A 15088-nucleotide genomic window follows, 5' to 3' on the forward strand; every position below is an offset into this window, starting at 1 on the left:
ACCTGTTCGAGGCTGATTGCGAGTCGCGCCCGCGTCAAGGCCAAGCCGCCTTAGGCGGGCGCATTCGCGCGCCTTGACCCGGTGCCCTGCTCGCGTTTGCAGCTTGCGGTGATGTCAGGGAATGTATTTGGCGGCTTCCTTACGGGCGAAGGGTTTCATCTTCTGCCCATGCTCTGCAAGGAAGGCGCTTGCGCGCTCGGGGTCTTTTTTAGAGAGATCGCGCAGCCACCAGGCGACGGCTTTTTGAATAAACCACTCGGGGTCTTCGGTATAGGCGGCGGCCCATCCAAGGATGCGGTCGCGCGCGGCGGTCTCCGCGGGCTTGGGGTGGCGCTGTTTCGTCCAGGGCAGGGTGAAGACGAGGGCGGCGCGTTTCGTCCACAGGTGATCGGAGGTGGTCCAGTCCTCGACCGCATCAAGGCGGGTGGGTTCGGCGGTGAGCCTGCGCTGGCCCGCCATGGCAACGGCATCGGCGATGGCCCATGAGTCGAAATCGGGGAGCCATCTTTGGATGAGTTGCCATGCGCTGTCATCCTCGGGCCGTATCCGCGCCTGCACCAGCAGTTTGGCGGCGGTGATCCTGGCCTCGAAGATATTCGTCTGCCAGAGCGCATCGGCGAGCGCGAGCCGGTCTTCCAGTGTCATGGCCTTGCGCCACTCCGCCGCCAGCGCGTTACAGACCTCGTTCGACAGGCCCAGGTAGGGGCGGTCGATCTTGTGGTAGGCGCGCATCTGCGCGGCCCGGTCCGGGTCAGACTGCGCCTCAAGCGCGGCGAGCGCGTCCTGGGGTGTCATTCCACGGTCACGGATTTGGCGAGGTTGCGCGGCTGGTCCACGTCGGTGCCTTTATGCACGGCGGTGTGATAGGCGATGAGCTGCGCCGGGATCGAGTAAAGGATCGGCGCGAAGAACGGGTCCACATTGGGCATGATGAGCGTCTGCCAGACGCCTTCGCGCGCCATGCTCGACCCCGCCGCATCGGTCACCAGCCAGACCTGGCCTTCGCGCGCCATGACCTCCTGCATATTGCTGACGGTCTTGTCGAAGAGCGCGTCAGTGGGGGCCATGACGACCACCGGCACGGTCTTGTCCACCAGTGCGATAGGGCCATGTTTCAGTTCACCGCTCGCGTAGCCCTCGGCGTGGATATAGCTGATTTCTTTGAGCTTCAGTGCGCCTTCCAGCGCCAGCGGGAACATCGCGCCACGGCCGAGGAAGAGGACGGTCTGCGCGCGGGACAGGCTGCCGGTGTGGCGCTTGATCTGGTCTTCCAGCGCAAGCGCCTGATTGACGAGGCCGGGAAGGCCGCGCAGCTGCCCCAGCAACTCGGCCTCGCGCGCGGCGTCGATGCGGCCCTTCTGGCGGGCGGCGAGGATGGCGAGATTGGCCAGAACCGCCAACTGGCAGACGAAAGCCTTGGTCGAGGCAACGCCCACCTCGACCCCGGCCATGATCGGCAAGGCGAGGTCGCTTTCGCGGGCGATGGAGCTTTCGGGGACGTTGACCACGGAAAGGATACGCGCGGCCTTGCCCTCGCAGTAGCGCAGGGCGGCCAGCGTGTCGGCGGTTTCGCCCGACTGGCTGACGAATAGCGCGGTGGCGCGGTCGGAGACGGGCGGTTCGCGGTAGCGGAATTCGCTGGCGATATCGACATCGCAGGGCAGGCCGGCAAGCTGCTCGAACCAGTATTTGGCGACAAGGCAGGCATAGTTTGCGGTGCCGCAGGCCACGAGGATCAGCCGGTCGGTGTTGGTGAAATCAACCTCCCCTTCGGGGATCTCGACCGCGTCGCCGCTGGAATAATGGGCGAGGCATTCGGCCAGGACGACGGGCTGTTCAAAGACCTCCTTGGCCATGAAATGCTTGTGTCCGCCCTTGTCGATCTGGGCGGCCTGCGCGGAGATTTTGCGGATCTCGCGGTTGGCGGGGCGGTCTTCCTCGTCGAAGATCTGCACGCCCTGCCGGGTGATATAGGCGTAGTCGCCTTCTTCCAGATAGGTGACCCGGTCGGTCATCGGGGCCAGTGCGATGGCGTCGGAGCCCACGAACATCTCGCCCTCGCCATAGCCCACGGCCAGCGGGCTGCCTTTGCGGGCGGCGACGATCAGATCGTCCTCTCCATGGAACAGGAACGCCAGCGCAAAGGCACCTTCCAGACGGCGCAGGGTTTCGCGGGCGGCGGCGCGGGGGGCAAGCCCGGTGTCGAGCAGATGTTCGCACAGAAGCGCGATGGTTTCGGTGTCGGTATCGGTGGAAAAGCCGATGCCCTTTGCGGCGAGATCCGCGCGCAATTCGCGGTAGTTCTCGATGATGCCATTATGCACGACAGCGACGCGGCCCGCCTGATGGGGATGGGCGTTGTCGACCGTTGGTGCGCCATGGGTGGCCCATCTGGTATGGCCGATACCGGATTTGCCGCGCAGAGGCTCGTGCACCAGAAGATCCGACAGGTTCACCAGCTTGCCCACGGCGCGGCGGCGGTCGAGATGGCCATCCTGAACCGTGGCGATCCCGGCACTGTCATAACCGCGATATTCCAGCCGTTTAAGGCTTTCGACCAGAATGGGCGCGACCTCGTGATTGCCGAGGACTCCGACGATACCGCACATGTTACTGCCCCTTCTTGTCCGCTTTCATCGCACGCAGCCGCGCCATGAGCCGGGCGCCTAGCCCGGTCTTATTGACCTGTTTGGCGCGGCCAAGGGCCATGTCGCCCGCGGGCACGTCACTGGTGATGACAGACCCCGAGCCCGTCATCGCCCCGTCGCCCACGGTGACCGGGGCCACCAGCATTGTGTTTGACCCGATGAACACGTCGCGGCCCACCATGGTGCGGTGCTTGAAGACGCCGTCATAATTGCAGGTGATGGTGCCCGCGCCGATATTGCTGCCCTCGCCGATCTCGGCATCGCCGATATAGGAAAGGTGATTGACCTTGGCGCCTTCGCCGATTTCGGCGGCTTTCACCTCGACGAAATTGCCGATCCGCGCGTCATTGCCCAGTTCTGCGCCGGGGCGCAGGCGGGCATAAGGCCCCACGGTGACACGGGCCCCCAGATGGCAGCCTTCCAGATGCGAAAACGCCCGGATCGTGGCGTCATTTTCCACGGTCACACCGGGGCCGAAGACCACATGCGGTTCGATCACCACATCGCGCCCGATCCAGGTGTCATGGGCAAAGTAGACCGTTTCGGGGGCGGTCATGGTCACGCCGCCTTCAAGTACTTCGGCCCGTTTGCGTTTCTGGAACAGTGCCTCTGCCCCGGCCAGTTCGGCGCGGGTGTTGATGCCGAGCGTTTCGGCCTCGTCGCAGGTGACGGCGGTGGCGGTCAGGCCCTTTGCGGCGGCAATCGCGGGCACATCCGTCAGGTAATATTCGCCCGAAGCATTGTCATTGCCGACCTCGGCCAGCAACGCCATCAGCGTCGCGGCGTCAGCTGCCATGAGGCCGGAGTTGCAAAGGGTGATGGCGAGTTCGTCAGGGCTGGCGTCCTTGGCCTCGACAATGCGGGCCAGCCGGTCGCTTTCCATCACAAGGCGGCCGTAGCGACCCGGATCGGCGGCCTCGAACCCCAGAACCACGATGTCATGTGTCGCGCGGGCCGCCAGCATGCGTGCCAGCGTGTCCTCGCTGATGAAGGGTGTGTCGCCGTAAAGGACGATGACATCGCCCTCGAACCCTTCCAGAGCGGCGGCGGCCTGCTGAACCGCGTGGCCGGTCCCGAGTTGCTCGGTCTGGGTGACGCAGATGGCGTCCTCGTCATGGGCGCGCACGGCCTTTTCGACCGCCGCCCCGCCATGGCCGACAACCACCACGGTCCGCTCTGGTGCCAGCGCCGCGCCCGCATCCATCGCATGGACCACCAAAGGTGCCCCCCCAAGCGGGTGCAGCACCTTCGGAAGATCGGAGTTCATCCGCGTGCCCTGTCCCGCTGCAAGGATCACAAGGGCGCAAGGCCGTTCATCTGACTGCATGTCACCTGCTTTCGTTTTCTCGCCCCCGGTATTATGCAAGCGGGCAAAGGGCGCAAGGCGGGCTGTCGTCAAAAACCCTTACGGTTCGTTTCAATCGCAGGCGGAAACCTGCCATGGCAGTGAGCAAGGGGGCAGGTATGCGCACGGTGATCTTCGATCTGGACGGGACTTTGGCCGATACCAGTGGTGACCTGATCGCGGCAGGGAATGCGGCGATGGCGGCCATGGGCTATGCGCCTCAACTGGAACGGGGGCGAGATGATCCGACCGCCCTGCGTGGCGGGCGGGCGATGCTGACACTCAGTTTCGAGCGGCTTGGGCATAGCGACCCGGAACCGGAAATCGACCGGGGCTATCCGATCCTGCTGGAAGCCTATGGGCAGGCGATCGACGTGCACACGGTGATGTATCCCGGCGCGGTCGCGGCTGTCGAGGCGCTGCGGGCGGACGGGATCCGCGTGGGCGTCTGCACCAACAAGCCCGAGGGGCTGGCCGAGACCCTGCTGACACGGCTTGGGGTGCGCGGCCTTTTCGGCTCGCTCATCGGGGCCGACACGCTGCCCACGCGCAAGCCGGACCCGGCGCCCTTCGTGGCATCGGTCGAGAGGGCCGGGGGGGATGTGGCGCGATCCCTGCTGGTTGGCGATACGGTCACCGACCGGGAAACCGCCCGCGCCGCCGGGGTGCCCTCGGTTCTGGTGACCTTCGGGCCGCTTGGGGGCGGGGTGGTCGAGCTGGCCCCCGAGGCGCTCTTGCACCGCTACGAGGACATGCCGGACCTGGCCCGCCAGCTTCTGGATTGACGAACGCCGCCTCAGACCCCACAACATTCTCCATGAGCACAGTCTTCAAAGGCAGTTTCACGCAGCAGGAGCCGATCCCCGAAGCCGGGATCGAGGCGGCGCTGCGCGTGATGCGGGGCGGGCGTCTGCACCGCTACAACGTGGCGGATGGCGAGGTGGCCGAAACGGCCCTGCTGGAAGAGGAATTCGCCGCCTTCACAGGCGCGAAATACGCGCTGGCCGTGGCCTCAGGCGGCTATGCCATCGGCTGTGCCCTGCGCGCCCTTGGCGTTCAACCCGGCGACAAGGTGCTGACCAACGGCTTTACGCTGGCCCCGGTGCCCGGTGCGATTGCAGCGGTGAATGCCGAGCCGGTCTTTGTGGAAGTCACCGAGGACCTGACCATCGACCTCGATCACCTCGCGCGACTGGTGGCTGAAACGGATGCCAAGGTGCTGCTTCTCTCGCATATGCGCGGGCATATTTGCGATATGGAGCTGTTGATGCAGATCTGCGACGGCGCCGGGGTGCAGGTTGTCGAGGATTGCGCCCATACCATGGGCGGGGCCTGGAAGGGCGTGCCGTCAGGACGGCATGGGGCGATGGCAGCCTATTCGACCCAGACCTATAAGCATATGAATTCCGGCGAGGGCGGCATCCTGACCTCCGACAACCCGGAGCTGATGGCCCGCGCGATCATGCTGTCGGGCAGCTATATGCTCTATGCCCGCCACCGCGCCGCGCCGCCGCCCGAGGCGTTCGAGCAGGTGAAGTGGGTGACGCCCAATGTCTCGGGCCGGATGGACAACCTGCGCGCGGCGATCCTGCGCCCGCAACTGGCCGACCTGCCGCGCCAGATCGATCGCTGGAACGCGCTTTATCACGCGGTGGAGGAGGGTCTGCGCAATACGCCGGGGCTGAAGGTGATCGAGCGGCCCGAGGAGGAAAGCATCGTCGGATCGTCGATCCAGTTCCTGCTGCCGGAGTTTTCGCCTGACCAGATCGACGACGTGATCAGGCGGTGTGCCGCCCGCGGTGTGGACCTGAAATGGTTCGGAGGCGCGGAGCCCGTGGCCTTCACCTCTCGCTATGACAGCTGGCGCTATGCCAGCCCGCAGAGCCTGCCCAATACCGACCGGATCCTGTCCGGGCTGATGGATATGCGGCTGCCGCTGACCTTCTCGGTGCAGGATGCGCGGCTGATCGCGGGGATCATTGCCGAAGAGGTGCGGTCAACGGCCCTGTCCGCCTGACCCCCGGGCCAGGAAAAATCTTCCAGAAGATTTTTCAGCATCCCCATCCGCAAAAATCTTCTGGAAGATTTTTCCCGCGTGGTTTCGTGCCGTAGCGTCGCGAAGCACAGGATTCTTTTGACTCGCGGGTCGGTCATGCGTATTAACTGAACAAGCGTTCAATTATGAAGGAGGCGGTCCATGTTCATGGCCAGCATGACATTCGATCTGGGCGAAGAGGTGAATGCCCTGCGCGACATGGTGCATCGTTGGGCGCAGGAGCGTATCCGCCCGATGGCACAGGACATCGACAAGCAGAACCTGTTCCCGGCAGACCTGTGGACCGAAATGGGCGAGCTTGGTCTTTTGGGGATTACCGTACCCGAAGAATACGGCGGAGCGGGCATGTCCTACCTCGCGCATGTCATCGCGGTGGAGGAAATCGCGCGGGCCTCGGCCTCGGTCTCACTCTCCTACGGCGCGCATTCCAACCTTTGCGTGAACCAGATCAAGCTCAATGGCACCGACGAACAGCGCGCGAAATACCTGCCGCGCCTTGTGTCGGGCGAGCATGTGGGCGCGCTCGCCATGTCGGAAGCCGGGGCGGGGTCCGACGTCGTCTCGATGAAACTGCGCGCCGAGAAGCGCAACGACCGCTTTATTCTGAACGGCACGAAATACTGGATCACCAATGGCTGCGATGCCGACACGCTGGTGGTTTATGCCAAGACCGACCCGGAGGCGGGCAGCAAGGGCATCACCGCTTTCCTCATTGAAAAGGACATGGTGGGGTTCAGCACGTCGGAGCATTTCGACAAGCTCGGCATGCGCGGCTCGAACACGGCGGAGCTGATTTTCGAGGACGTGGAAGTGCCCTTCGAGAACATCCTGGGCGAAGAGGGCAAGGGTGTGCGCGTGCTGATGTCTGGGCTCGACTATGAACGCGTGGTGCTGGCGGGGATCGGCACCGGCATCATGGCCGCCTGTCTGGATGAGATCATGCCCTATTTGCGTGACCGCAAGCAGTTCGGGCAACCGATTGGCAGCTTCCAGCTGATGCAGGGCAAGATCGCCGACATGTACACGGCGATGAACTCCGCCCGCGCCTATGTGTACGAGGTCGCCAAGGCCTGCGATCGGGGCGACGTGACCCGTCAGGATGCGGCGGCTTGCTGCCTCTATGCCTCGGAAGAGGCGATGAAGCAGGCGCATCAGGCGGTGCAGGCCATGGGCGGCGCAGGGTTCCTGTCCGACAGCCCGGTAAGCCGCATCTTCCGCGACGCCAAGCTGATGGAGATTGGCGCAGGCACGTCCGAGATTCGCCGGATGCTGGTTGGGCGCGAGTTGATGAACACCATGGGCTGAGCCCCTGTCCCGGGAGAACGAGATGAAACTGACATCCAAGATCATCACCGGCTCCGAGGACTTCGTAGCCAACCGCGCGGCGCATCTGGAGGCTCTCTCCGTAGTGCGCAAGGCGGCTGAGGCGGCGGCGCTTGGGGGTGGTGAGAAATCCCGCGCCCGGCACCTCGGCCGGGGTAAGATGCTGCCGCGCGAGCGGGTGGCGAACCTGCTCGATCCCGGCTCGCCCTTCCTGGAGGTCGGCGCGACGGCGGGCCACGGCATGTATGACGGCGCGGCCCCCTGCGGGGGCGCCATCGCGGGCATTGGCCGGGTGCATGGCCAGGAGGTCATGGTTGTTTGCAACGACGCCACCGTGAAGGGCGGCACCTACTACCCGATCACCGTCAAGAAACACCTGCGCGCGCAGGAGATTGCTGAGCAGAACAACCTGCCTTGCGTCTATCTCGTGGACTCGGGCGGTGCGAACCTGCCGCAGCAGGACGAGGTCTTCCCGGATCGAGAGCATTTCGGGCGTATCTTCTACAATCAGGCCAATATGTCGGCCAAGGGCATCCCTCAGATCGCGGTGGTGATGGGCTCTTGCACGGCGGGTGGCGCTTACGTTCCGGCGATGTCGGACGTCACCATCATCGTGAAGGAGCAGGGGACGATCTTCCTTGCCGGTCCGCCGCTGGTGAAGGCCGCCATCGGTGAGGTCGTCAGTGCCGAGGAACTTGGCGGCGGCGACGTGCACACGCGACTTTCTGGCGTGGCCGATTACCTGGCCGAGGATGACGCCCATGCGCTGGCGCTGGCACGGCAGGCGGTTGCGGGGCTCAATCGCCGCAAACCGCAGACCGTTGATTGGCAGAGCCCGGAAGACCCCGCCTATGACCCCGAGGAGATCCTCGGGGTGGTCCCGTCCAGCCTGACCACGCCCTATGATATCCGCGAAGTCATCGCGCGCGTGGTCGACGGCTCGCGCCTTGACGAGTTCAAGGCGCGCTTCGGCGAAACCGTGGTCTGCGGCTTCGCCCATGTCATGGGCTGCCCGGTCGGGATCGTGGCCAACAATGGCGTGCTCTACAGTGAAAGCGCCGCAAAGGCCGCGCATTTCATCGAGCTGTGCAGCCAGCGAAACATCCCGCTTGTCTTCCTGCAAAACATCACCGGCTTCATGGTGGGCCGCAAGTATGAGGCCGAGGGGATCGCCCGACACGGCGCCAAGATGGTGACGGCGGTGGCGACGACGAAGGTCCCTAAGATCACCATGCTTGTGGGCGGTTCCTTCGGGGCGGGGAACTACGGCATGGCTGGGCGGGCCTATTCGCCCCTGTTCCTCTGGACCTGGCCCAATTCGCGTATCTCGGTCATGGGCGGTCCGCAAGCGGCGGGCGTGCTGGCGACGGTCAAGCGCGACGCGATCGAGCGGGCAGGGGGCACGTGGTCAGCGGAAGAAGAGGCGGAGTTCAAGCGTCCGACACTGGAGATGTTCGAGCATCAGTCGCATCCGCTCTATGCCTCGGCGCGGCTTTGGGATGACGGCATCATCGATCCGCGCAAGACCCGCGAGACGCTGTTCCTGTCTCTCTCGGCGTCCTTGAATGCCCCCATCGAAGAAACGCGCTTCGGCGTGTTCCGGATGTGACGCGCTATGAAGAATTTTCGGGAAAATTCTTCGGCGCGGCAAAATCCTTCCGGAAGGATTTTGCTGGTGGGGAAAAATCTTCTGGAAGATTTTTCGGGGGCCGGGAGCCCGAAAGAAAGAGGGCGGTTATGACCGGAAAAACCCTGCAACAGATCATTGACGCGAATCCCGAGGCCGAGACGTTTCGTTTCGGAGACAGTGCCCGGCTTTGCGCCGACATCCTCGCGCTCGTGCGGGCGGGAAAGAAGACCGCCACCTGCGAGGCCATGCGCGCCTATACGCAAGAAGGCGATGCCCTGCCGGTTGTTGGGCGCCGCGATGTGGCACTCAACTGGGATGGAACGCCCGCGGTGATGCTGGAAACGGTCGAGGTGACCACGCGCCGCTTCGACCAAATGGACGAAGAGTTCGTGGCCGCGCAAGGGGAATTCCGCGACCTTGCCCACTGGCGCGAGGGCTACCGCGCCTATTTCGCCCGCAACGGCGGTTTCTCGGAAGACATGGAACTCATGTGCGAACGGTTCCGCATGGTGGAGGATTACGCATGATGTTTTCGAAGATCCTGATCGCCAACCGGGGCGAGATTGCCTGCCGGGTCATAGAGACGGCTCGCGCCATGGGCGTGCGCACGGTGGCCGTCTATTCCGACGCCGATGCGGGCGCGCGGCATGTGGCCCTGGCCGATGAGGCGGTACATATCGGCGGTCCTGCTCCGGCTGACAGCTACCTCAAGGGCGATGTCATTATCGCTGCCGCGCAGGCCATGGGGGCTGAAGCGGTCCATCCGGGCTACGGTTTCCTGTCCGAAAATCCCGATTTCGTGGAGGCGGTGGAGGCGGCGGGCCTGACCTTCATCGGGCCTTCCGCGGACGCCATACGCAAGATGGGCCTCAAGGATGCGGCCAAGAAGCTTATGGAAGAGGCGGGGGTGCCCGTCGTGCCCGGCTATCACGGCAGCAATCAGGACCCCGAGCACCTGTCGGGTGCGGCCGATGCCATCGGTTTCCCGGTGCTGATCAAGGCTGTTGCAGGTGGCGGCGGCAAGGGGATGCGTAAGGTCGACCGGCCTGATGACTTCATGAATGCCCTGGCCAGTGCCAAGGGCGAGGCGAAGACCGCCTTCGGAAATGACGCGGTGCTGATCGAGAAATTCGTCCAGCAGCCGCGCCATATCGAGGTGCAGGTCTTTGGTGACGGCACTCACGCTGTGCATCTCTTCGAACGCGACTGTTCCCTGCAACGCCGTCACCAGAAGGTGATTGAAGAGGCCCCGGCACCGGGCATGACAACCGAGATGCGGGAGGCCATGGGGCAGGCGGGTGTGCGCGCGGCGGAGGCCATCGGCTACAAGGGCGCGGGCACGGTGGAGTTCATCGTCGACGGCTCCAAGGGCCTTCGGCGCGACGGGTTCTGGTTTATGGAAATGAACACGCGCCTGCAGGTGGAGCATCCTGTGACCGAGGCGATCACCGGCGTCGATCTGGTGGAATGGCAGCTGCGCGTTGCGGCGGGGGAAAGCCTGCCAAAGCAGCAAAACGAGCTGGCCATCACCGGTCACGCCTTCGAGGCGCGGCTTTATGCCGAGGACGTGCCCAAGGGCTTCCTGCCCGCGACGGGGACGCTGGCGCATCTGCACTTCCCCGAAGGCGCGCGCTGTGACACCGGGGTGAGGACGGGCGATATGATCAGCCCCTGGTACGATCCGATGATTTCCAAGGTCATCGTGCACGGGCCAACGCGGGCGGTGGCGCTGAAACGGCTGGATCAGGCCCTCGCGGGCACTCAGGTGGCGGGGTCTGTGACGAACCTCGCGTTTCTGCGGGCGCTGGCGCAGCATGAAGACTTTGTTGCGGGGGATGTGGATACCGGCCTCATTGACCGCGATCTGGACAGCCTCGCCGCCGATCCTGTGGCCTGCGGCCGGGTGCGGTCGCTGGCGGCCCTGGCGGCGCTTGGGTTGCATCGGGACGGGCCCGCGCTTCAGGGCTTCAGCCTTTGGGCACCGCTGAAGCAGTTGGTGGCGCTCGACTACCGTGGCGAACGGCTGAGGGCCTTTGTCGAAACCCTCTCGCCCGGTCGCTTCCGGGTGGAGATCGAGGGCGCAGTGCATGAGATCGCCCTGACGGAGGGCCGTTGGAGCGTCGATGGGGCGCCCATACCGGCAGAGGTCGTGACACATGCGGCTGGTCTCTCGGTGTTCTGGGGCAACGGCTATCATTTCGACCCGGTCGATCCGCTCGACGTTGCAGCCGAGGGTGCGGTGGCGCTTGGTTTGATCGTCGCGCCGATGCCGGGGTTGGTGAAAGCGGTGTTCGTTGAACCGGGGCAGGAGGTTGCCGCTGGCGACCGGCTGGCCATTCTGGAAGCCATGAAGATGGAGCATACCCTGACCGCGGGCCGCGACGGGACCGTGGCCGAGGTGCTGGCCAGTGCTGGCCAGCAGGTGGAGGAAGGTGCTGCGCTAATTCGGCTGGACGATGAGGACGAGGCATGAGCGGGGAAAATTTCTTCCAAGAAATTTGGCCAGAATTTTCGAAAATTCTTGTCCCAAGCGGAAAGGTTGCACGATGATCCGGCTTCACCACGTCCCGCAGAGCCGGTCGATGCGCACCCTTTGGCTGCTCAATGAACTGGGGGTGCCTTACGAGCTGCAAGTCTGGCCCTTCGACAAGTCGCTGCGCTCCGCCGATTACCTTGCCAAGAACCCCGCGGGCCGTGTGCCCGCACTGGAGATCGACGGTGACTGCTGGTGGGAAACCGGCGCGATCACGGAGCTTCTATGCGAGCGCTTCCCCGGGGCGGGGATGAGCCGCGCGCCGGGGCATCCCGACCGCGCCCAGTGGCTGATCTGGATCCATTTCTCCGAAACCATCAGCCAGCATTGCGCGATCCTGACGCAGCAGCACATCATGCTCTATGATGACAGCATGCGCAGCCCGGTAGTCATGAAGCTGGAAGCCAAGCGGCTGGAAAAATGCTACGGGGCCATCGAGGCGCGGCTGGAGGGGCGGGACTACCTGCTCGACAGCGGCTTTTCGGCGGCGGATATCTCTGTGGGGCAGGCGCTTTACATGGCGCGCCATTTCGCGCGGCTCGATCCCTTCCCGGCGCTGTCCGCCTGGTATGCGCGGATCACCGAGAGGCCCGGCTTCCTGCTGTCACGCCCGACGGAATCGCATGAAAGGCTGTACAAGCAAGACTTTTATCCCCCTTGGGAGATCGAGAAAGGACCATGACATGACTGCCCCCCTGCACGTCATCGCCCGGATCAAGGCGGCACCGGACACGCTGGATGACCTTATTGCCTCGATGCGGATCATGGTGGCGGAGGTCCGCGAGGAACCCGGTTGCCTGCGCTATGATCTGACCCAATCTCAGGACGATCTGACGGTGCTTGTCTTCGTGGAGGAATGGGCCACGCGCGCGGATTGGGAGACGCATATGGAGGGCGCGGCAATCGCGCGGCACCGTGCGCGCACCCGGCCCGAGATGATCCTCGATGCCGAGGTACACGCCCTTGGTCAAATCGCGTGACGGCCATGGCGGAAACGGTTGAAATCTTCGAGGTGGGCCCCCGCGACGGGTTGCAGAATGAAAAGCGGCAGATCCCGGCGGCGGACAAGATCGCGCTGGTCGATTGCCTCAGCCGGGCGGGGTTCCACCGGATCGAGGTAGCGAGCTTTGTCAGCCCGAAATGGGTGCCGCAGATGGCCGATTCTGCGCAGGTGCTGGCGGGGATAACCCGCGCGCCGGGGGTGTCCTATGCGGCGCTTACACCCAACATGCGGGGCTACGAAGGGGCGAAGGCCGCGCGGGCCGACGAGATCGCGATTTTCGCCTCTGCGAGCGAAGGCTTTTCCAAGGCTAATATCAACGCCACGATCGAGGAAAGCATCACCCGCTTCGTGCCGGTGGCGCAGGCCGCCAAGGCCGATGGCATCCCGGTGCGTGGCTATATCAGCTGCGTGACTGACTGCCCCTTTGATGGCCCGACGCCGCCTGCGGAAGTGGCCCGTGTCGCGGCAACGCTGCGCAATATCGGCTGCTACGAGATCTCGCTTGGCGACACGATCGGTCAGGGGCGGCCCGAGACCGTCGACGCGATGCTGGCCGCAGTGTTGGAAGAGGTCGCGCCGGAGGAACTGGCGGGTCATTTCCACGACACGGCGGGCCGGGCGCTCGCCAATATCGAGGTATCATTGGCGCGCGGTCTGCGGGTCTTCGACGCCGCTGCCGGCGGGCTTGGCGGATGCCCCTATGCGCCGGGGGCGGCGGGAAATGTCGCCACGGAAGCCGTCGCCGCGCGTATGGCGGAGCTTGGTTATGAGACCGGGCTCGATATGGATGTGCTGGCCGAGGCCGCCAGGATGGCGCGGGCCATGCGGGAGGGATGAATAATGGGCACGATTGATATCGCGGTGGATGAGCGCGGGGTTGCGGTTCTGATGCTGGACATGCCGGAGCGCCACAACGCGCTGGCCCCGCAGATGATCGCGGAACTGACGGAGGCGGCAGAGCGGCTTGGCACGGATCCCGCCGTTCGGGTCGTGGTGCTGACCGGCAACGGCAAGAGCTTCTGCGCCGGGGGCGACCTGGCCTGGATGAAGGAGCAGATGGCCGCGGATGCCGCGACCCGCGCCAGCGAGGCGCGCAAGCTGGCCGAGATGCTTGGCGCGCTGGATCGGATGCCCAAGCCTCTGATTGGCCGGGTGCAGGGGCAGGCCTTCGGCGGCGGGATCGGCATGATGTCGGTCTGCGATGTGGCCGTGGGAGTTGCGGGTGCCAAATTCGGCCTGACGGAAACGCGGCTCGGGCTGATACCGGCGACGATCGGGCCTTATGTGGTGGCGCGGATGGGGGCCGCGCGGGCACGGCGGGTCTTTATGTCTGCGCGGATCTTCGATGCCGCCGAGGCGGTCGAGCTGGGGCTGCTGGCCAAGGCCGTTGCGGCCGAGGATCTGGATGCGGCGGTGGAAGCCGAGGTCGCGCCCTATCTGGCCTGCGCTCCGGGCGCGGTGGCCAAGGCCAAGGCGCTTGTCGCGGCGCTGGAGCCTCGGGTGAATGATGCCGTGGTGGACATGACCATCGCAGCATTGGTCGATGCCTGGGAAAGCGATGAGGGGCCGGAAGGCGTGTCGGCCTTTTTCGACAAGCGCAAGCCGCGCTGGCAACAAAGCTAAGCACTTGCATCATCGGGCGGGCTGGCGTTTGCTCTGCCCCGGCAACTGGAAGGAGCGGTCATGGCTGTCACCCTCACGCAAGAACATATCGCGGAGTTCGCCCGCGATGGCGCGGTCCTGATCAAGGGGCTCTTTGCCGATCACGTGGGCACGCTGCGTAAGGGCGTGGAGCGCAATATGGCGGAGCCGGGGCCTTATGCGGCGGAGAACCTGTTGCCGGGCGAGGGCGGGCGATTCTTTGACGATTATTGCAACTGGACGCGGATTCCCGAGTTCGAACAGGTCATCCGGCACTCGGATGCCGCGCGGGTGGCGGGCGAGCTGATGCGCTCGGACGCGGTGCAACTGTTTCATGATCATGTGCTGGTGAAAGAGCCGGGAACGTCGAAGCCGACGCCCTGGCATCAGGATGGACCCTATTATTTCGTCGAAGGCGAGCAGACCGTCAGCTTCTGGTCGCCGCTCGATCCGGTCACGGACGCGACGCTGCGGCTGGTGGCGGGAAGCCACAAGTGGCCAAAACCGGTTCTGCCGACCAGATGGTTGAAAGAAGACGCTTTTTTCCCCGATGAGGGGGCCTATATCCCGGTGCCGGACCCGGATGCGGAAGGCATGACGGTGCTGGAATGGACGATGGAGCCGGGCGATGCCGTGGCGTTTGACTACCGCACCTTGCATGGCGCGCGGGGCAATACCAGCACGAGCCGCCGCCGGGCGTTTTCTGTGCGCTTTCTTGGGGATGATGCGCGCTACGTGGAACGGCCGGGGCGGACGTCTCCACCGTTTCCGGGGCACGAGATGGTGCCGGGGCAGCGGCTGCGCGAGGATTGGTTTCCGGTGGTCTGGCAGCGCTGAGGCAGGTCGCCGCCTGCTGCGTGTGCGGCAATATCCGGAGCGAAAACAGTCTGTCGCCCCCCGTACACCGGG

The 15088-nt window shown here is 64.7% G+C and carries 14 protein-coding genes; 11 read left to right on the forward strand and 3 right to left on the reverse strand.

What is annotated here, in order from left to right; translation table 11 throughout:
* Positions 1-114: 114 nt before the first annotated feature.
* The 3 genes from ACOOEX_RS05470 to glmU are packed head-to-tail and all read right to left on the reverse strand — an operon-like array spanning position 115 to position 3975.
* The gene (locus tag ACOOEX_RS05470; protein WP_420397492.1) at positions 115-795 is read right to left on the reverse strand and encodes a DNA alkylation repair protein; all 681 of its coding nucleotides are present in this window, start codon (positions 793-795) and stop codon (positions 115-117) included.
* Entirely contained in the window at positions 792-2609 is a 1818-nt protein-coding gene (gene glmS / locus ACOOEX_RS05475; RefSeq protein WP_420397493.1) for a glutamine--fructose-6-phosphate transaminase (isomerizing), read from the reverse strand. The genes ACOOEX_RS05470 and glmS overlap by 4 nt, the downstream gene beginning before the upstream one ends.
* Position 2610: 1 nt before the next feature.
* Positions 2611-3975: a bifunctional UDP-N-acetylglucosamine diphosphorylase/glucosamine-1-phosphate N-acetyltransferase GlmU gene (gene glmU, locus ACOOEX_RS05480; protein WP_420397494.1), complete on the reverse strand. Its 1365-nt coding sequence runs from the start codon at positions 3973-3975 to the stop codon at positions 2611-2613.
* Positions 3976-4088: 113 nt separating this feature from the next.
* On the opposite strand from glmU, the gene ACOOEX_RS05485 reads away from it, so the two are divergent.
* The 11 genes from ACOOEX_RS05485 to ACOOEX_RS05535 all read left to right on the forward strand — a co-directional run bounded on the left by ACOOEX_RS05485 (position 4089) and on the right by ACOOEX_RS05535 (position 15016).
* On the forward strand, positions 4089-4778 hold the full coding sequence (locus tag ACOOEX_RS05485) for an HAD-IA family hydrolase (protein WP_420397495.1): 690 nt from the start codon (positions 4089-4091) through the stop codon (positions 4776-4778).
* Positions 4779-4810: 32 nt separating this feature from the next.
* Positions 4811-6010, forward strand: a complete 1200-nt coding sequence (locus tag ACOOEX_RS05490; RefSeq protein WP_420397496.1) for a DegT/DnrJ/EryC1/StrS family aminotransferase — start codon at positions 4811-4813, stop codon at positions 6008-6010.
* A gap of 180 nt (positions 6011-6190) precedes the next feature.
* Entirely contained in the window at positions 6191-7354 is a 1164-nt protein-coding gene (locus ACOOEX_RS05495; RefSeq protein ID WP_420397497.1) for an isovaleryl-CoA dehydrogenase, read from the forward strand.
* 22 nt (positions 7355-7376) lie between these two features.
* Positions 7377-8981 carry a carboxyl transferase domain-containing protein gene (locus tag ACOOEX_RS05500; protein ID WP_420397498.1) on the forward strand — a complete coding sequence of 535 codons (1605 nt, stop codon included), beginning with the start codon at positions 7377-7379 and terminating at the stop codon, positions 8979-8981.
* Between the two features lie 128 nt (positions 8982-9109).
* The gene (locus tag ACOOEX_RS05505; RefSeq protein WP_420397499.1) at positions 9110-9529 is read left to right on the forward strand and encodes an ASCH domain-containing protein; all 420 of its coding nucleotides are present in this window, start codon (positions 9110-9112) and stop codon (positions 9527-9529) included.
* Entirely contained in the window at positions 9529-11475 is a 1947-nt protein-coding gene (locus tag ACOOEX_RS05510) for a biotin carboxylase N-terminal domain-containing protein (RefSeq protein WP_420398327.1), read from the forward strand. The genes ACOOEX_RS05505 and ACOOEX_RS05510 overlap by 1 nt, the downstream gene beginning before the upstream one ends.
* Positions 11476-11548: 73 nt before the next feature.
* Complete coding sequence (locus ACOOEX_RS05515) at positions 11549-12217, forward strand: glutathione S-transferase family protein (protein ID WP_420397500.1); 669 nt, start codon at positions 11549-11551, stop codon at positions 12215-12217.
* A 1-nt stretch (position 12218) separates the two neighbouring features.
* Positions 12219-12515: a putative quinol monooxygenase gene (locus ACOOEX_RS05520; RefSeq protein ID WP_420397501.1), complete on the forward strand. Its 297-nt coding sequence runs from the start codon at positions 12219-12221 to the stop codon at positions 12513-12515.
* 5 nt (positions 12516-12520) lie between these two features.
* Positions 12521-13375 (forward strand): hydroxymethylglutaryl-CoA lyase, encoded by an 855-nt coding sequence (locus tag ACOOEX_RS05525; RefSeq protein WP_420397502.1) that lies wholly within the window; start codon positions 12521-12523, stop codon positions 13373-13375.
* Between the two features lie 3 nt (positions 13376-13378).
* The gene (locus tag ACOOEX_RS05530) at positions 13379-14161 is read left to right on the forward strand and encodes a crotonase/enoyl-CoA hydratase family protein (protein WP_420397503.1); all 783 of its coding nucleotides are present in this window, start codon (positions 13379-13381) and stop codon (positions 14159-14161) included.
* A 60-nt stretch (positions 14162-14221) separates the two neighbouring features.
* On the forward strand, positions 14222-15016 hold the full coding sequence (locus ACOOEX_RS05535) for a phytanoyl-CoA dioxygenase family protein (RefSeq protein ID WP_420397504.1): 795 nt from the start codon (positions 14222-14224) through the stop codon (positions 15014-15016).
* Positions 15017-15088: the final 72 nt, after the last annotated feature.

This window comes from Nioella sp. (assembly GCF_965215655.1).
In the GTDB taxonomy this organism is placed as follows: Bacteria; Pseudomonadota; Alphaproteobacteria; order Rhodobacterales; family Rhodobacteraceae; genus Nioella.